General features: G+C 66.3%; 17 protein-coding genes. 10 read left to right on the top strand and 7 right to left on the bottom strand.

The annotated features are described in order from the left end of the window. Positions 1-65 precede the first annotated feature (65 nt). Positions 66-398, bottom strand: coding sequence for an iron donor protein CyaY (gene cyaY / locus CL52_RS02335; RefSeq protein WP_043218220.1), 333 nt, complete (start codon positions 396-398; stop codon positions 66-68). A gap of 168 nt (positions 399-566) precedes the next feature. On the opposite strand from cyaY, the gene lptM reads away from it, so the two are divergent. The 6 genes from lptM to CL52_RS02305 all read left to right on the top strand — a co-directional run bounded on the left by lptM (position 567) and on the right by CL52_RS02305 (position 5,178). Next, positions 567-707 carry an LPS translocon maturation chaperone LptM gene (gene lptM / locus CL52_RS02330; protein WP_043218217.1) on the top strand — a complete coding sequence of 47 codons (141 nt, stop codon included), beginning with the start codon at positions 567-569 and terminating at the stop codon, positions 705-707. Between the two features lie 12 nt (positions 708-719). Then, positions 720-1,967 carry a diaminopimelate decarboxylase gene (gene lysA, locus CL52_RS02325; protein ID WP_043218213.1) on the top strand — a complete coding sequence of 416 codons (1,248 nt, stop codon included), beginning with the start codon at positions 720-722 and terminating at the stop codon, positions 1,965-1,967. Between the two features lie 10 nt (positions 1,968-1,977). Beyond that, positions 1,978-2,808 carry a diaminopimelate epimerase gene (dapF, locus tag CL52_RS02320; protein ID WP_043218211.1) on the top strand — a complete coding sequence of 277 codons (831 nt, stop codon included), beginning with the start codon at positions 1,978-1,980 and terminating at the stop codon, positions 2,806-2,808. Then, on the top strand, positions 2,805-3,503 hold the full coding sequence (locus tag CL52_RS02315; RefSeq protein ID WP_043218209.1) for a DUF484 family protein: 699 nt from the start codon (positions 2,805-2,807) through the stop codon (positions 3,501-3,503). Before dapF ends, CL52_RS02315 begins: the two co-directional genes overlap by 4 nt. Positions 3,504-3,577: 74 nt before the next feature. After that, the gene (gene xerC / locus CL52_RS02310) at positions 3,578-4,477 is read left to right on the top strand and encodes a tyrosine recombinase XerC (protein ID WP_043222876.1); all 900 of its coding nucleotides are present in this window, start codon (positions 3,578-3,580) and stop codon (positions 4,475-4,477) included. Beyond that, on the top strand, positions 4,474-5,178 hold the full coding sequence (locus CL52_RS02305; protein ID WP_043218207.1) for an HAD family hydrolase: 705 nt from the start codon (positions 4,474-4,476) through the stop codon (positions 5,176-5,178). The genes xerC and CL52_RS02305 overlap by 4 nt, the downstream gene beginning before the upstream one ends. Positions 5,179-5,227: 49 nt before the next feature. Here CL52_RS02305 and sutA read toward each other — a convergent pair whose 3' ends face one another. From sutA to glnK, 5 genes are all read right to left on the bottom strand, one after another. Continuing rightward, positions 5,228-5,557 carry a dormancy-specific transcriptional regulator SutA gene (gene sutA / locus CL52_RS02300; protein ID WP_043218205.1) on the bottom strand — a complete coding sequence of 110 codons (330 nt, stop codon included), beginning with the start codon at positions 5,555-5,557 and terminating at the stop codon, positions 5,228-5,230. Between the two features lie 75 nt (positions 5,558-5,632). Further along, positions 5,633-6,058 carry a secondary thiamine-phosphate synthase enzyme YjbQ gene (locus CL52_RS02295; RefSeq protein ID WP_043218204.1) on the bottom strand — a complete coding sequence of 142 codons (426 nt, stop codon included), beginning with the start codon at positions 6,056-6,058 and terminating at the stop codon, positions 5,633-5,635. 144 nt (positions 6,059-6,202) lie between these two features. Next, positions 6,203-7,453, bottom strand: coding sequence for an ammonium transporter (locus CL52_RS02290; protein WP_043218203.1), 1,251 nt, complete (start codon positions 7,451-7,453; stop codon positions 6,203-6,205). A 111-nt stretch (positions 7,454-7,564) separates the two neighbouring features. After that, on the bottom strand, positions 7,565-8,881 hold the full coding sequence (locus CL52_RS02285) for an ammonium transporter (protein ID WP_043218201.1): 1,317 nt from the start codon (positions 8,879-8,881) through the stop codon (positions 7,565-7,567). A gap of 37 nt (positions 8,882-8,918) precedes the next feature. Then, positions 8,919-9,257, bottom strand: coding sequence for a P-II family nitrogen regulator (glnK, locus tag CL52_RS02280; protein ID WP_003096476.1), 339 nt, complete (start codon positions 9,255-9,257; stop codon positions 8,919-8,921). Between the two features lie 390 nt (positions 9,258-9,647). Here glnK and CL52_RS02275 point away from each other — a divergent pair, with 390 nt between their 5' ends. From CL52_RS02275 to CL52_RS02265, 3 genes are all read left to right on the top strand, one after another. Continuing rightward, on the top strand, positions 9,648-9,911 hold the full coding sequence (locus CL52_RS02275; RefSeq protein WP_043218200.1) for an accessory factor UbiK family protein: 264 nt from the start codon (positions 9,648-9,650) through the stop codon (positions 9,909-9,911). Between the two features lie 31 nt (positions 9,912-9,942). Then, a complete protein-coding gene (locus CL52_RS02270; protein ID WP_043218198.1) occupies positions 9,943-11,439 on the top strand; it encodes a YifB family Mg chelatase-like AAA ATPase in 1,497 nt (498 codons plus the stop codon). Positions 11,440-11,555: 116 nt separating this feature from the next. Beyond that, a complete protein-coding gene (locus tag CL52_RS02265; RefSeq protein WP_043218197.1) occupies positions 11,556-13,523 on the top strand; it encodes a BCCT family transporter in 1,968 nt (655 codons plus the stop codon). A 31-nt stretch (positions 13,524-13,554) separates the two neighbouring features. Here the strand turns inward: CL52_RS02265 and CL52_RS02260 are convergent, their stop codons facing one another. Beyond that, on the bottom strand, positions 13,555-15,192 hold the full coding sequence (locus CL52_RS02260) for a putative bifunctional diguanylate cyclase/phosphodiesterase (RefSeq protein WP_043218195.1): 1,638 nt from the start codon (positions 15,190-15,192) through the stop codon (positions 13,555-13,557). A 289-nt stretch (positions 15,193-15,481) separates the two neighbouring features. Here CL52_RS02260 and rep point away from each other — a divergent pair, with 289 nt between their 5' ends. Next, positions 15,482-17,491, top strand: a complete 2,010-nt coding sequence (rep, locus tag CL52_RS02255; RefSeq protein WP_043218193.1) for a DNA helicase Rep — start codon at positions 15,482-15,484, stop codon at positions 17,489-17,491. The last annotated feature ends 12 nt before the right edge of the window (positions 17,492-17,503 follow it).

Below are 17,503 nucleotides of genomic sequence, written 5' to 3'. Positions count from 1 at the left end.
GTGACCTGCACTCGACCCTATCACAGCCGACCGAATTCGCAAGCCCGGCAATGCAACAGGGCGATTCAGAGCTCGTCGAACTCCACTGCCTCGCCGCCCTGTTCCTGAGCCGCACGGCCCAGCAGCTCGCCGAGTCGCTCGGCACTGGTATCGCAGACCCAGGCCTCGATCGCCTCGTCGTAGTCGAAGTGAAAACCGCCGGAACGCGCGGCGACCCATAGCTGGCGCATCGCCGGCTGACGGCTGACGATCAGTTGGCTGCCGTTGGCGAAGCGTACCGTCAGCACCCCACCGGCGTTTTCCAGATCGACGTCCAGCCCACTGTCATCGAAGGCATCCTCGATCAGCTGCTGCGCAGCATCGACCAGATCGTGATAACGGGCTTCGCTCAGGCTCATGTGCAATTCCTCGGTAGAGCGGCCCCTGGCCGCGGACAATGCCGGCGAGCTTATCAGGCACGCGGCGCCGCTAGCGAGGCGCAGCCAGCCCGCCGAGCTGCTCGCATAGGCAATGGCACAGGCGCTGGGTATACTCCGGCGATTAGATTTTCCAAGGATTCCAGTCCCATGAAGCGTCTGCTGCTTCCGTTCCTCGCCCTGGCCGTGCTTGCTTCGGCCCTCAGCGCCTGCGGCCAGAAAGGCCCCCTGTATCTGCCAGATGATCAGGCGACCGTGAAAGAACGCTCCAAAGACCGTTTCGAACTTTAAGGGGACTCATTCATGGAAGCCTTTTCGTACCGCGACGGTCAGCTGTTCGCGGAAGGCGTGGCACTGTCCGCGCTCGCTCAACGCTTCGGCACGCCCACCTACGTGTACTCGCGTGCGCACATCGAGGCGCAGTTCCGCGCCTATGCCGACGCCCTCGGCGACCTGCCGCACCTGGTCTGTTTTGCCGTCAAGGCGAATTCCAACCTCGGCGTGCTGAACCTGCTGGCACGCCTGGGCGCCGGCTTCGACATCGTCTCGCGCGGCGAACTGGAGCGGGTGCTGGCCGCGGGCGGCGAGCCGAGCAAAATCGTCTACTCCGGCGTCGGCAAGAGCCGTGACGACATGCGTCGCGCCCTGGAAGTGGGCGTCCACTGCTTCAACGTCGAATCCACCGAGGAGCTCGAGCGCCTGCAGCAGGTCGCTGCAGAAATGGGCGTGACCGCCGCCATCTCGCTGCGGGTCAACCCGGACGTCGATGCCCAGACCCACCCCTACATCTCCACCGGCCTGAAGGAAAACAAGTTCGGCATCGACATCGAGCAGGCCCCGGCGGTATACGCCCGCGCCGCCGACCTGCCGAACCTCGAGGTGGTCGGCGTGGACTGCCATATCGGCTCGCAACTGACCAGCCTGCCCCCGTTCCTCGACGCACTGGACCGCCTGCTCGCCCTCGTCGACCGGCTGGCCGAACAGGGCATCGCCATTCGCCACCTGGACCTGGGTGGCGGCCTCGGCGTGCGCTATCGCGACGAGCAGCCGCCGCTGGCCGGCGACTACATCGCCGCGGTGCGCCAGCGCATGCAGGGTCGCGCATTGACGCTGGTGTTCGAACCGGGCCGTTCGATCGTCGCCAACGCCGGTGTACTGCTGACCCGGGTCGAGTACCTCAAGCACACCGCGCACAAGGATTTCGCCATCGTCGACGCCGCGATGAACGACCTGATTCGCCCGGCGCTTTACCAGGCCTGGATGAACGTCATCGCCGTGCAGCCCCACGAGGGCGATACGCGGCGCTACGACATCGTCGGACCGATCTGCGAGACCGGCGATTTCCTCGCCAAGGACCGCGAGCTGGCGCTGGCCGAGGGTGACCTGCTGGCGGTGTGCTCGGCCGGCGCCTACGGTTTCGTCATGAGCTCGAACTACAACACCCGTGGCCGTGCCGCCGAGGTACTGGTCGATGGCGACCAGGCCTACGAGGTACGCCGCCGCGAGAGCGTGCAGGATCTCTACGCCGGCGAAAGCCTGCTGCCTGCCTGAGGCCCGACACATGCTTCTGCGCTTCACCAAGATGCACGGGCTGGGCAATGACTTCATGGTCATCGACCTGGTCAGCCAGCACGCGCACATCCAGCCCAAGCACGCCAAGCAGTGGGGTGACCGCCACACCGGCATCGGTTTCGACCAGCTGCTGATCGTCGAACCGCCGAGCGATCCGGAGGTGGACTTCCGTTACCGCATCTTCAATTCCGACGGCTCGGAAGTGGAGCAATGCGGCAACGGCGCCCGCTGTTTCGCCCGCTTCGTGCTGGACAAACGACTGACGCTCAAGCGGCGCATCCGTGTGGAAACCAAGAGCGGCATCATCGAGCTGCATGTGCGTCCCGATGGCCAGGTGCGGGTCGACATGGGCCCGCCACGCCTGGTGCCAGCCGAGATTCCGTTCCAGGCCGAGGCCGAGTCGCTCAGCTATGCACTGGACGTCAACGGACAGGCCATCGATATCGCGGCCGTGTCGATGGGCAACCCGCACGCCGTGCTGCGCGTCGACCGGGTGGATACGGCGCCGGTCCACGAGCTCGGCCCGCTGGTCGAGCACCATCCGCGCTTCCCGCAGCGTGTCAACGTCGGCTTCCTGCAGGTGATCGACCGCCAGCACGCGCGTCTGCGCGTGTGGGAGCGCGGCGCCGGCGAGACCCAGGCCTGCGGCACGGGTGCCTGCGCGGCCGCGGTCGCAGCGATTCGCCAGGGCTGGATGGATTCGCCGGTGCAGATCGACCTGCCCGGTGGCCGTCTGTCCATTGAATGGGCCGGCCCCGGCCAGCCGGTTATGATGACCGGCCCCGCCGTGCGCGTTTACGAAGGACAGGTCCGCCTATGACCGAACACACGCCGACGCCCGCTGCGCCACTGCCCGATGCCGAGGCGGTGGCCGCCTATCTTCGCGCCCATCCCGAATTCTTTGTCGACCACGACGAGCTGCTTGCCGAGCTGCGCCTGCCGCACCAGCCCGGCGCCGCCGTCTCGCTGGTGGAACGGCAGGTCAAGCTGCTGCGCGAACGCAACATCGAGATGCGCCATCGCCTGTCGCAGCTGATGGATGTCGCCCGCGACAACGACCGGCTGTTCGACAAGACCCGCCGCCTGGTCCTCGACCTGCTCGATGCCGACAGCCTCGAAGCCGTGGTCAGCGCCGTGGAGGACAGCCTGCGCCATGAGTTCCAGGTTCCGCACGTCGCGCTGATCCTGTTCAGCGACAACGCGCTGCCGGTCGGCCGCTGCGTCACCAGCGCCGAAGCCCACCAGGCCATCGGCGGCCTGCTCGGCGGGGGCAAGACCATCTGCGGCGTGCTGCGACCGCACGAACTGGCCTTTCTGTTTGGCGAGCAAGAGGCGGCCAGCGTCGGCTCGGCAGCCATGGTGTCGCTCAACCATCAGCTCGGCGTACTGGCGATCGGCAGCCCCGACCCGCAGCACTACAAGAGCTCGCTGGGCACGCTGTTTCTCGGCTACGTGGCCGAAGTGCTGGCGCGCGTGCTGCCGCGCTTCGCCATGCCGTTGCGCTCGGTACGCTGACCGTTCGCCGGGGCCGCTGGCCCCAGCGACTCCGGCTCATCTGGCACCACCCAGGAGGCGAAGCGAAGCCGATGCTGCAGCCCCATCTCGACGCCTATCTGGAACATCTGCGCAGCGTTCGCCAGCTGTCGCCGAATTCGGTCGACGGCTATCGGCGCGACCTGGCCAAGGTGCTGGCCCATTGCGAACGCCTCGGTATCGCCAGCTGGGCCGAGCTGAAGCCGGCGCAACTGCGCCAACTGATCGCCGAGCAGCATCGCCATGGCCAGAGTGGCCGCAGCCTGGCGCGGCTGCTTTCGTCGGTGCGCGGGCTGTATCGCTACCTGAATCAGGAGCGCCTTTGCGAACATGACCCGGCCAACGGCCTGTCGCCCCCCAAGGGCGAACGACGCCTGCCACGCCTGCTCGATACCGATCGCGCCATGCAGCTGCTCGATGGTGGCGTCGAGGACGATTTCATCGCGCGCCGTGACCAGGCGCTGCTCGAGCTGTTCTATTCCTCCGGCCTGCGCCTGTCCGAGCTGGTCGGACTGGACCTGGACCAGCTGGACCTGGCGGCGGGCCTCGTGCGCGTGACCGGCAAGGGCAGGAAAGTGCGCGAGCTGCCGGTCGGCAGCAAGGCACGCGAAGCGCTGCAGGCCTGGTTGCCGCTGCGCCAGCTCGCCGCTCCGCAGGACCACGCGGTGTTCATTGGCCGTCAGGGGCGGCGGCTCAGCCAGCGTGCCGTGCAGCTGCGCGTGCGCGAGGCGGGCGTGCGCGAGCTCGGGCAGCACCTGCATCCGCATATGCTGCGGCACAGTTTCGCCAGCCATTTGCTCGAATCCTCGCAGGATCTGCGCGCCGTCCAGGAGCTGCTCGGCCACGCCGACATCGGCACCACGCAGATCTATACGCATCTGGATTTCCAGCATCTGGCCAAGGTTTACGACCAGGCTCACCCACGCGCCAAGCGCAAGCAGGACGGCGAACCATGAGTATCCGGCTGATCACCTTCGACCTCGACGACACGCTCTGGCACACGGCACCGATCATCCAGGGCGCCGAGACGGCACTGCGCGACTGGCTGGCGGTCAATGCCCCGCGCCTGGGCGGCTTTCCGATCGAGGCGCTGGGCGCCATCCGCCGCATGCTGGTCGAACGGGAGCCGTCGCTGCGCCATCGCATCAGCGAGCTGCGTCGGCGCATCCTGTTCCACGCACTGAGCGACGCGGGCTATCCGGACGCCGAGGCACGGACACTGGCCGAGGAAGGTTTCCGTGTTTTTCTCGACGCGCGCCATCAGATCGAGCTGGCCCCGGAGGTTTTGCCGACCCTGGAGTGGCTCGCCAACCACTTTACGCTTGGCGTGATCACCAACGGCAACGCCGACGTTCGCCGGCTGGGGCTCGCCGACTACTTCCGCTTCGCGCTCTGCGCCGAAGAGCTGGGCATCGGCAAGCCCGATCCGCGACCGTTCCGCGAAGCCCTGCGGCTGGCGGAGGTAACGGCCGACGAGGCGGTGCACATCGGCGATCACCACGAGGACGACATCTTTGGCGCACAGCAGGCCGGGCTTCGCGCCATCTGGTACAACCCCGAGCGTCGCCCCTGGCTGCAGGCTGGCCAACCGGATGCCGAGGTGCACAGCCTCGTCGACCTGCCCCGACTGCTGCTGAGCTGGCAGCGCGGCGAATGACTGAAACGAAAGAGCCCGCGCGATGCGGGCTCTTTCGTTTCTGTGCGGCTCAGATAGGCCGGCTGCCGTACTTGCTGTCCGGCTTTTTCGGCGGGTCGGCGACCACGTTGGGTTCGACCTCCTGGACCCGGCCACCGCGAGCCAGAAACTCTTCCATCGCCCGCGCCAGCGCCTCGCGCTCACGCTGCTTGGCTTCCAGGCTCGGCAGTTCTTCGGGCTCGGCCGCCTTGGCCTTGGCCTTCTTCGAGGGCGTGGCACGCTCGCTGTCGGTGCCTTCCTCGTCCAGGCTGTTCTCCCCCTCGTCCGCGGCTTCCAGCTCCTCGCCTTCGTCCTCTTCCCCTACTTCCAGGTCGTCTTGTTCGAGTTCTTCGTCGCTCATGTTCAACCTCATGGCATGCCAAAGCGGTAGATATATAGCTCAGCGGTGCAATTTGTCCGCTGCTTCAACAAAAATTCAACTATCGGATGCGTGAAGCGTCGCCAGCAGCCGCCGCGATCCGCCCTGGTCGCGATGCTCCCCCAGATAGATACCCTGCCAGGTGCCCAGCGCCAATCGCCCCTGGCTGACCGGCAGGCTGAGCTGGCAACCGAGCAGGCTGGTCTTGAAGTGCGCCGGCAGGTCGTCCGGCCCCTCGTAGTCGTGCTCGTACCCCGCCTCGCCTTCTGGCGCCAACCGATTGAAGAAGCGCTCGAAATCACGCCGGACCGACGGGTCCGCGTTCTCGTTCACGGTCAACGAAGCGGAGGTGTGCTGCAGCCACAGGTGTAACAGACCGACCCGGCAACTTTGCAGTTCCGGCAGGGCCGCCAGCACTTCATCGGTGACGAGATGAAAGCCACGCGGGCGCGGGCGCAGCGTGATCAGCGTCTGGTGCCACATATATCGGCTCTGCCCTTGTTCGTTCCAGGCGGTCGCGCCGGGCGGGCGACAATCGCCGCGCCTGCATTCGATCGGGCGCATTCTAGCGTGGCCGCAGAAAAAACAAAGGGCGCCCGAAGGCGCCCCGTTTAGAGCCTTTCCGAATCAGTGCTTGGTGAACTCCGGGTAGGCTTCCAGGCCGCATTCGACCACGTCCACCCCTTCGTACTCCTCTTCCTCGCTGACACGCAGGCCGATCACCGCCTTGAGAATGCCCCAGACCACCAGGCTGGCGACGAAGACCCAGGCAAAGATCGAGGCCACGCCCAGCAGCTGCGCGGCGAAGCTGCCGTCGGCATTGGTCAGCGGCACTGCCAGCAGGCCCCAGATGCCGGCCACGCCGTGCACCGAGATGGCGCCGACCGGATCGTCGATGCGCAGCTTGTCCAGGGTGAGAATGCTGAACACCACCAGCACGCCACCCACGGCGCCGATCATGGTCGCCTGCAAAGCGCTGGGCGTCAGCGGCTCTGCGGTGATCGCCACCAGACCGGCCAGCGCACCGTTGAGGACCATGGTCAGATCGGACTTGCCGAACAGCAGCCGCGCGGTGATCAGCGCTGCGATCAGGCCACCGGCTGCGGCCATGTTGGTGTTGGTGAACACCTGAGCCACCGCATTGGCATCCTCGATGGTGCTCATCTTCAGCTGCGAGCCGCCGTTGAAGCCGAACCAGCCCATCCAGAGAATGAAGGCACCGAGGGTCGCCAGCGGCAGGTTGGCACCGGGGATGGCATTGATCTGGCCATTGGGGCCGTACTTGCCCTTGCGCGGGCCAAGCAGCAGAACCCCGGTCAGCGCCGCGGTGGCGCCGGCCATGTGCACCAGGCCCGAGCCGGCGAAGTCGAGGAAGCCGGCCGCATCGAGGAAGCCACCGCCCCACTTCCAGAAGCCCTGGATCGGGTAGATGAAGCCGGTCATCACCACTGCGAAGGCGATGAAGGCCCACAGCTTCATGCGCTCGGCAACCGCACCGGAAACAACCGACATGCAGGTCGCGGCGAACACCACCTGGAAGAAGAAGTCCGCCCGAGCCGAATAGTAGGGTGCGTCCTCGCCACCGGCGGCAACCAGGTCGACCGCATGCTCGTCGCCGATCAGCAGCCCCAGGCTCGGCAGGATGCCGCCCTCGGGGCTGGAATACATGATGTAGTAGCCGATCAGCAGGTACATGATCGAGGCCACCGCGTAGAGCACGATGTTCTTGGTCAGTATCTCGGCGGTGTTCTTCGCTCGCACCAGGCCGGATTCCAGCATGGCGAAGCCGGCCGCCATCCACATGACCAGCGCGCCGCAGATGACGAAGTAGAAGGTATCGAGTCCGTACTGGACGGGTATCAGTGCCGTGCTATCCATGTTCACCTCTCAGTCGCGTGTGTCCGATGTCTTGCTGTCGGCTCGCCATTCTTGCGGCAAGCCGACCCCGTGCCCCGGAGTTCGCTCCGGGGCCGGCTGTTTGGCTCGGGGTTACAGGTTGTAGCCGCGCTCGTTGTGCAGGCTGAGATCCAGGCCGACCGACTCCTGCTCTTCGTTGACGCGCAGGCCCATGACCACGTCGATGACCTTGAGGATCACGAAGGTGACGATGGCGGTGTAGACCACGGTGAAGAGCACGCCCTTGAACTGGATCCACAACTGCAGGCCGATGTTCTCGACCTCGCCGAAGCCACCGAGCGCCGGCGCGGCGAAGGCCCCGGTCAGGATCGCGCCGACGATGCCACCCACGCCATGCACGCCGAAGGCGTCCAGCGAGTCGTCGTAGCCGAGCTTGCGCTTGAGGCTGGTGGCACAGAAGAAGCAGATCACCCCGGATGCCAGGCCGATCACCAGCGCGCCCATCGGGCCGGCAGTACCGGCAGCCGGCGTGATCGCCACCAGACCGGCAACCACGCCGGAAGCGATGCCCAGTGCGCTGGGTTTGCCGTGCGTCATCCACTCGGCGAACATCCAGGCCAGCGCGGCGGCGGCAGTGGCGATCTGGGTCACCAGCATGGCCATCCCGGCAGTGCCGTTGGCGGCGACTGCGGAACCGGCGTTGAAGCCGAACCAGCCGATCCACAGCATGGCGGCGCCGGTCAGCGTGTAGCCCAGGTTGTGCGGTGCCATCGGCGTGGTCGGGTAACCCTTGCGCTTGCCCAGCACCAGGCAGGCCACCAGGCCGGCGATGCCCGCATTGATGTGCACCACGGTGCCGCCGGCGAAGTCCAGCACGCCCCAGTCCCACATCAGGCCGCCGTCACCGGCCCAGACCATGTGCGCGATCGGCGCATAGACGAGGGTGAACCATACGGTCATGAACACCAGCATCGCGGAGAATTTCATGCGTTCGGCGAAGGCGCCGACGATGAGTGCCGGGGTGATGATGGCGAAGGTCATCTGGAAGGTGATGAACACGCTTTCCGGGAAGGCGCCGACCAGGCTGTCGACGGTCAGGCCGCTGAGAAAGGCGCGCTCCAGCCCACCGACAAAGGAGCTGAAGTTGGTCACGCCCGCTTCCATGCCGGTGGTGTCGAAGGCCAGGCTGTAGCCGTAGACCATCCAGAGGATGCTCATCAGGCCGGTGATGGCGAAGCACTGCATCATCACCGACAGCACGTTCTTCGAACGGACCATGCCGCTATAGAACAACGCCAGGCCGGGAATGGTCATGAACAGCACCAGCGCGGTGGCGGTGAGCATCCAGGCCGTGTCGCCTGAATCGAGCGTCGCCTCCTGCGCCAGGGCCAGGCTCGGGCTTAACAGAGACAAAAGGGCGCCTAGCCCTGCGAATTTACGCAGAGTCATGGTGTTTTACTCCTGGGGCGGGGGGTTCGGAGGGCGCTTAGATCGCGTCGGTATCGGTTTCGCCGGTACGGATGCGGATCGCCTGCTCCAGGTTGACGACGAAGATCTTGCCGTCGCCGATCTTGCCGGTGTTGGCAGCCTTGGTGATGGCCTCGATGACGCGATCGAGCTGATCGTCAGCGATGGCAACGTCGATCTTCACCTTTGGCAGGAAGTCGACCACGTACTCGGCGCCGCGGTAGAGCTCGGTATGCCCCTTCTGACGGCCGAAGCCCTTGACCTCGGTTACGGTGATGCCCTGAACGCCGATTTCCGACAGTGATTCGCGCACGTCGTCCAGCTTGAACGGCTTGATGATGGCAGTGACTAGTTTCATGAAACTTCTCCCGTTTAGGTGGACTTGCCCCAGAAGTACGAACCCGGGTTCAAGTCTAAGCGCAGTGTCTGGCTGTTGTAACGCTTCGGCTGGCGCCGCGGCGCATCCCGACATCACCCACCAGCTCAATGACCTTTGCGGCGGCGTGCACCTGCAACGCTCCGGCAGTTGGAGCAAAGCAGAATCGGTGCCACTTTTGCCCAGCCCCCGTCGTAAAAGCGCTGCAGCCATTTCGAGGTGAGCCGCAGGGCAAAATGTCATCAGCCCACGCACCAACTCAGTGCATCGCCAGCGCAGCGGTTGCCCGGATTCTGTGCAGCGACCGGCGGGCGGCAGGTGCAAGGGCGCGTGCTACACTGCCGGGCCGGTTCACCAACAGGTACGTCCCTCATGTTGCCGCCCAAAGCCTTTCTCGATGCCATCGGTTCCCAGGCCTCGCGCCTGTTCAATGGCGAAAACCCGCTGCCACGCGCCGAGTTCGAGGCTCAGCTCAAGGGCATCCTGCAAGGCGCGCTGAGCAAGCTGGATGTCGTCAGCCGCGAGGAGTTCGACAGCCAGATGGTAGTACTCGCGCGCACTCGTGCCCGCCTCGAAGCCCTGGAGGCGAAGGTCGCCGCATTGGAAGAAAAACTCGCGCCGCCACCGGCCGAATGAGCCGGGCGCGACACGATCAAGGAGTGATCGAATGTCCCTCGCCCTCGTCCACAGCCGTGCCCAGATAGGCGTCGAAGCGCCGGCGGTCACGGTCGAAGCCCATCTGGCCAACGGCCTGCCATCACTGGCGCTGGTCGGACTGCCGGAGACGGCTGTCAAGGAAAGCAAGGACCGCGTGCGCAGCGCGATCCTCACCTCGGGATTCGATTTTCCCGCCCGCCGCATCACACTGAACCTGGCTCCGGCCGACCTGCCGAAGGATGGCGGCCGTTTCGACCTGGCCATTGCGCTCGGCATCCTCGCCGCCAGCGGCCAGCTGCCGGGCGAACCGCTGGCGCAACTGGAATGCCTTGGCGAGCTCGCCCTGTCCGGCGCCTTGCGCCCGGTCCAGGGCGTACTGCCCGCAGCGCTCGCCGCACGCGCCGCCGGCCGAGCCCTGCTGGTGCCGCGAGCCAACGCCGAGGAGGCCAGCCTGGCCTCAGGCCTGACCGTCTACGCCGCCGATCATCTACTGGAGGTGGCTGCGCATTTCTCCGGCCAGACACCGCTGGCGCCCTACCAGGCCGAAGGCCTCCTGCGCCAGGAGCTGCCCTACCCCGACCTGGCTGACGTGCAAGGCCAGCTGGCGGCCAAGCGCGGCCTGCTGATTGCCGCCGCCGGTGCCCACAACCTGCTGTTCTCCGGCCCGCCCGGAACCGGCAAGACGCTGCTGGCCAGCCGTCTGCCGGGCCTCCTGCCGCCGCTCGGCGAGCAGGAGGCGCTGGAGGTGGCCGCCATTCGATCGGTGGCCGGCCATGGTCCGCTCGAACACTGGCCACAACGACCGTTCCGACAGCCGCATCACAGCGCCTCGGGACCGGCGCTGGTCGGCGGTGGCAGCCGTCCGCAGCCCGGGGAAATCACCCTGGCGCACCAGGGTGTGCTGTTTCTCGACGAGCTCCCCGAGTTCGACCGCAAGGTGCTCGAGGTCCTGCGCGAACCGCTGGAGTCCGGGCACATCGTCATCGCCCGGGCTCGCGACAAGGTGCGCTTTCCCGCGCGCTTCCAGCTGGTCGCCGCCATGAATCCCTGCCCCTGCGGCTATCTCGGCGACCCCAGCGGCCGCTGCCGCTGCACGCCGGACCAGATCCAGCGCTATCGCGGCAAACTCTCCGGCCCGCTGCTCGACCGCATCGACCTGCACCTGACGGTCGCGCGCGAAGCCACCTCGCTGAACGCGCCGCGCCTCGAGGGTCAGAGCAGCGCCACGGTGGCCGGCCAGGTCGCCGCGGCACGTGCCGTCCAGCAGGCGCGTCAGGGTTGTGCCAATGCCTTTCTCGATCTCGCCGGCCTGCGCCAGCACTGCCGGCTGAGCGCCGAGGACCAGCAGTGGCTGGAGAAGGCCTGCGAGCGGCTGGCGCTCTCGCTGCGCGCGGCGCATCGCCTGCTCAAGGTGGCTCGTACCCTGGCCGACCTCGAACAGGCGCCGGGCATCACCCGCGCGCACCTCGCCGAAGCCCTGCAGTACCGCCCCGCGGCGACCGGCTGAGTCGCCGGCCGCTCCACGACAGGCGCAGCATCCGGGCCGAGTCTATGGTCTGTGGTAAGGTTCACCGTTTCGCCACAGGCGGCCACTCCCAAGAACGCTAATCAAAGGAGAGCAGCATGGAGGCCCAGACGTCCTCGCCCTCGACCATCAACCGGCCGGTTTTCTTTGGCTCGGCCATCATCCTTCTGGCCTTGCTGATCTACAGCATCGGCTTTCAGGAAAACGCACAAACCGTATTCAGCGATGCCCAGGCCTGGATCATCGCCAACGTCAGTTGGCTCTACATCCTTGCCGTCGCGGTGATCCTGCTGATGGTCACGCTGGTAGCACTGAGTCGCTATGGCGACATCAAGCTCGGTCCCGACCATAGCGTGCCCGACTACAGCTACCTGACCTGGTTCGCCATGCTCTTCTCGGCCGGGATGGGCATCGGCCTGATGTTCTTCGGTGTCGCCGAGCCGGTGATGCACTTCCTCTCGCCACCGATCGGTGATGGCAGCACGGCCCTCGCCGCGCGCGAAGCGATGAAGATCACCTTCTTCCACTGGGGGCTGCATGCCTGGGCGATCTACGCGATCGTGGCGATGATCCTGGCCTACTTCGCCTATCGCCATGGCCTGCCCCTGACGCTGCGCTCGGCGCTCTACCCGCTGATCGGCGAACGCATCTATGGCCCGATCGGCCATGCCGTGGACATCTTCGCCATCATCGGCACGGTGCTCGGGGTCGCCACCTCGCTCGGGCTGGGCGTCACGCAGATCAATACCGGGCTCAATCACCTGTACGGCGTACCGGTGTCGATACCGGTGCAGATCGGCCTGATCGTCGCAACCACCCTGCTGGCGACGATTTCCGTCGTCACCGGCCTGGACAAGGGCGTGCGCCGTCTGTCGGAGCTGAACCTGTCGCTGGCCCTGCTGCTGCTGCTCATGGTGCTGATCGCCGGACCGACGGTGTTCATCCTGCAGACCTTCGTGCAGAACACCGGCAGCTACTTCTCGGAAATCATCAACAAGACCTTCAACCTCTACGCCTACGAGCCGAATGACTGGATCGGCGGCTGGACGCTGTTCTACTGGGGCTGGTGGCTGGCCTGGTCGCCCTTCGTCGGGCTGTTCATCGCGCGCATCTCGCGCGGGCGGACCATCCGCGAGTTCGTCGCCGGCGTGCTGCTCGTACCGACCGGTTTCACCCTGCTGTGGATGACCGTGTTCGGCGACACCGCCATCCACATGATCCTCTGGGAACACCTCGATAGCCTCGGCAAGGCCATCGAGCAGGACAGCGCGCTGGCCCTGTTCGTGTTTCTCGAGCAGTTCCCGTTCTCGTCGCTGGTCTCGCTGGTGGCGATCGTCATGGTCGTGGTGTTCTTCGTCACTTCGGCCGACTCCGGGGCGTTGGTCGTCGACATGCTCGCCTCGGGCGGCCACCAGGGCACGCCGACCTGGCAACGGGTGTTCTGGGCCGGCTCCATGGGCGCGGTGGCGATCGCGCTGCTGCTCGCCGACGGCCTGACCGCGCTGCAGACGGCGACTATCGCCAGCGCCCTGCCGTTCACCATCGCCCTGCTTTGCTCGATGTGGGGCCTGCTCAAGGCCCTGCGCCTGGATGCCACCAAGCAAGGCCTGCGCTATCAGTCGCTGACCACCTCACCGAGTGCGCCACGCACGCCCGGCGGCTGGCAGCAGCGCCTGCACAACCTCATGCAATTCCCGCGACGCCCCGATGTGGTGCGTTTCATCACCGGGGTGGTTCGCCCGGCCTGCGAGGCTGTGGCCGACGAGATGCGCAGCGAGGGCTACATCGCCGAGGTCAGCGAAGGCGAGGATCGGCGCGTACGCATCGAGATCCGGCATGAGGGCGAGCCGGACTTCATCTACGAGGTGCGCCCGCGTGCCTATGAGATGCCCAATTTCGTGCCCAGCCTGGGCGAAGAGGACGAGCGCCAGTACTTCCGTGCCGAGGTGCATCTGAAGGAGGGGGGCCAGGACTACGATCTGATGGGCTGGAGCCGCGACGACGTGATCGGCGACATCATCGACCAGTACGAGAAGCACCTGCACTTCCTGCACATCGTCCGCTGAGCAGGCCGGGGCCCGGCCGCGCAGCCGGGCCTCACTGCCCCGACTGGGCAGGCGCGCGGGCCTTTTCCGCGAGAAAGGCCGCCAGCTCCTCGAGCGGCAGCGGCTGACTGATCAGGAAGCCCTGCACCTGGTGCGCGCCGAACTGCTTCAGCCCGCGCAGCTGCTCCTCGGTCTCGACGCCCTCGGCGACGATCTCCAGCCCGAGGTTGTGCGCCAGACTGATCATCGCCTGAACCAGCTGGCGGTAGCCGTGCATGGCGGCGACAAAGCTCTTGTCGATCTTGAGCAGGGCGATCGGCAGGCTGGAGAGGTGCACGAAGGACGAGAAACCGGTACCGAAGTCGTCCAGCGAGAAGCGCACGCCCAGCCGCGCGAGGCTGTCCATGGTCCTGCGCACCTGCTCGCTGCGGCGCATCACCGCGGTTTCGGTCAGCTCGAACTCCAGCCAGCGCGGATCGACGCCGCATTCGCCGATCAGCCGGTTCAGCGTTGGCAGCAGCTGGCTGTCCTGGAACTGCCGGAACGACAGGTTGACCGCCATGTGCAAGCCGTCCACGCCAAGGTCGCGCAGCTGTTGCAGATCATGCAGGGCGCGCGCGATCACCCAGTAGCCCAACGGCACGATCAAGCCGCTCTCTTCGGCCAGCGGAATGAACGCCCCTGGCGGCAGCAGCCCGCGCTCCGGGTGGGCCCAGCGCACCAGCGCCTCGACGCCAAGGATGAGCCCGCTGTGCAGGCACAGGCGCGGCTGGTAGTGCAGCTCCAGCTCGCCGCGGCGCAGCGCCCGGCGCAGCTCGCCCTCGAGGTCCACGAGCGTGCGCGCGGCGCGACTGCTGTACTCGTCATAGGCATGCCAGGTACAGCCCTGGCTGGCCTTGGCCTGGCGCATCGCCAGCTGTGCGTGGCGCAGCAGCGGATCGGCACCGATCCCGGCGTGGGCATGGGCCAGGCCCAGGCTGCAGCCAAGCATCAGGCTTTCGCCGTCGATCCAGTAGGGCTCGCCCAGTGCCTCGACGAGCTGGTCGGCAAGCTGCTCGGCACGCTGGGGGTCGCGGCGGGTATCGATCAGCAGGGCGAACTCGTCGCTGCCCAGGCGTGCGAGCGAATCACCGGCCTCCAGCGCGGTTTCCAGCCGGGCCACAACCTGCAGCATCAGACGGTCGCCCGCCGCGTGGCCGAGCGCATCGTTGGCCCGCCGGAAGTTGTCCAGGTCCAGGTAGCCCAAGGCCAGCCCGCGCCCGTGGTGCTCGGCCAGCGCAGCCATCAGCTGGGCCTGAAAACCCTGGCGGTTGACGATGCCGGTCAGCGGATCATGCTCGGCCAGGCGCTGCAGCGTGCCCTGCAGATTGCAGCGCTCGCGCACGTATCGCAGGCAGCGGCGCAGCACCTCCGGGCTCAGCTGGCTGCGCACCAGCCAGTCCACCACGCCCTCGGGCGTCTCGGACGGCTCCTGCTCGAGCAGCAGGATCACCGGCCAGCGGCACTGTGACAGCAACGGCCGCTGCGAGGGTGTGGCCAGCACCACGCAGGGCTGGTCACCGTCGAGGCGCTCGCGCACGTCGTCCCAGTCCTCCGCCACCAGCAGCGGCTGGCGGCTGTCGGCCGCCGCCAGGCAGGCGCGCAGACGCCGGGCCCAGGCGGGCTGATCGGCGAGCAGGACCAGAGCCATGCTTTGAGTGGACGCGGACAAGCGACCTCCGTTGAGCAAAGAAGAGGCGCTTGACCGCCTCGCTGACGCCACCGTCCGTGTTGAGCGCGGGTGCATCCAGGCCTGGCCTGCTTCCGGCACCGCGCGACAAGACTAAAGGAATCTGTGCATTAGCCAAGGCCCCAGGCCGACCAAGCCGCTGCCGGAGGCCAGCGCAGACGACGACCGGCAGGTCGATACCGGCTTCGCCAGAGGTTTGCGCGCGGCACCCTGTTAAACTCTCGCCCCCGCTCGAAACGACCTGAACGACATGTCCCGACTCAACCCTCGGCAGCAGGAAGCCGTGAACTACGTCGGCGGCCCACTGCTGGTGCTCGCCGGCGCCGGCTCCGGCAAGACCAGCGTGATCACCCGCAAGATCGCCTATCTGGTGCAACAGTGCGGCATCCAGGCCCGCCACATCGTCGCCATGACCTTCACCAACAAGGCCGCGCGCGAGATGAAGGAGCGCGTCGGCACCCTGCTCAAGGGGGCCGAGGCGCGCGGCCTGACCGTGTCCACCTTCCACAATCTGGGCATGAACATCATCCGCAAGGAATACGCGCGCCTGGGCTACAAGCCCGGCTTCTCGATCTTCGATGACGGCGACATCAAGGCGCTGCTCACCGACATCATGCAGAAGGAGTATTCCGGCGACGACGGTGCCGATGAGATCAAGAACCTCATCGACAGCTGGAAGAACGACCTGATCCTGCCCGACGAGGCCCTCGCCAACGCCCGCGGGCCGAAGGAGCAGACCGCCGCCATCGTCTACCTGCACTACCAGCGCACGCTCAAGGCGTACAACGCGGTGGACTTCAACGACCTGATCCTGCTGCCGGTGAAGCTGTTCCAGGAACACAAGGACATCCTGGAGAAGTGGCAGAACCGCATCCGCTACCTGCTGGTCGACGAATACCAGGACACCAACGCCAGCCAGTACCTGCTGGTCAAGCTGCTGGTGGGCATGCGCAACCAGTTCACCGTGGTCGGTGACGACGACCAGTCGATCTACGCCTGGCGCGGCGCGCGCCCGGAGAACCTGATGCTGCTCAAAGAGGATTACCCGTCGCTCAAGGTGGTGATGCTGGAGCAGAACTACCGCTCCACCAGCCGCATCCTCAAATGCGCCAACATCCTCATCGCCAACAACCCCCACGTGTTCGAAAAGCAGCTGTGGTCGGAGATGGGCCACGGGGACGAGATCCGCGTGATCCGCACGCGCAACGAGGAGGCCGAGTGCGAGCGGGTGGCGCTGGAGATCCTCACCGAACACCTGCGTACCGGGCGCCCCTACAGCGACTTCGCCATCCTCTACCGCGGCAACTACCAGGCCAAGCTGATGGAGCTGAAGCTGCAGCACCATCAGATTCCCTATCGCCTGTCCGGCGGCACCAGCTTCTTCGCCCGCCAGGAGGTGAAGGACCTGATGAGTTACTTCCGCCTCTTGGTCAACCCGGACGACGACAATGCCTTCCTGCGGGTGATCAACGTGCCGCGCCGCGAAATCGGCTCGACCACCCTGGAAAAGCTCGGCAACTACGCCAGCGAGCGCGGCATCAGCATGTACGCCGCCGCCGACGAGATCGGCCTCGGCGCGCATCTGGACAGCCGCTACACCGAGCGCCTGGCGCGCTTCAAGCACTGGATGGACAACGTGCGCCAGCAGTGCGCGCAGAACGACCCGATCGCCGCCATCCGCAGCATGGTGATGGACATCGACTACGAGAACTGGCTCAGGCAGAACGCCTCCAGCGACAAGGTGGCCGACGCGCGCATGGGCAACGTCTGGTTTCTCGTCGACGCGCTGAAGAACACCCTGGAGAAAGACGAAGACGGCGACATGACCATCGAGGACGCCATCGGCAAGCTGGTGCTGCGCGACATGCTCGAGCGCCAGCAGGAAGAGGAAGAAGGTGCCGAAGGCGTGCAGATGATGACCATACACGCCTCCAAGGGCCTGGAATTCCCCTCGGTGTACATCATCGGCTTCGAGGAGGAGATCCTGCCGCACCGCTCCAGCATCGAGGCCGACACCATCGAGGAAGAGCGGCGCCTGGCCTATGTCGGCATCACCCGCGCCAAGCGCAACCTGGCGCTGACCTTTGCTGCCAAGCGCAAGCAGTACGGTGAGATCATCGACTGCACGCCGAGCCGCTTCCTCGACGAGCTGCCGCCCGAAGACCTGGTCTGGGAAGGCGGGGAAGAGGCGCCGGTCGAGGTGAAAGCGGCGCGCGGCAACGACGCGCTGGCGGCGATGCGGGCGATGCTCAAGCGCTGACGGCCGGGCTCG

It is taken from the genome of Stutzerimonas balearica DSM 6083 (genome assembly GCF_000818015.1).
In the GTDB taxonomy this organism is placed as follows: Bacteria; Pseudomonadota; Gammaproteobacteria; order Pseudomonadales; family Pseudomonadaceae; genus Stutzerimonas; species Stutzerimonas balearica.
The sequence above is the reverse complement of the archived record's forward strand: the minus strand, read 5'-3'. Positions and strand labels throughout refer to the sequence as shown.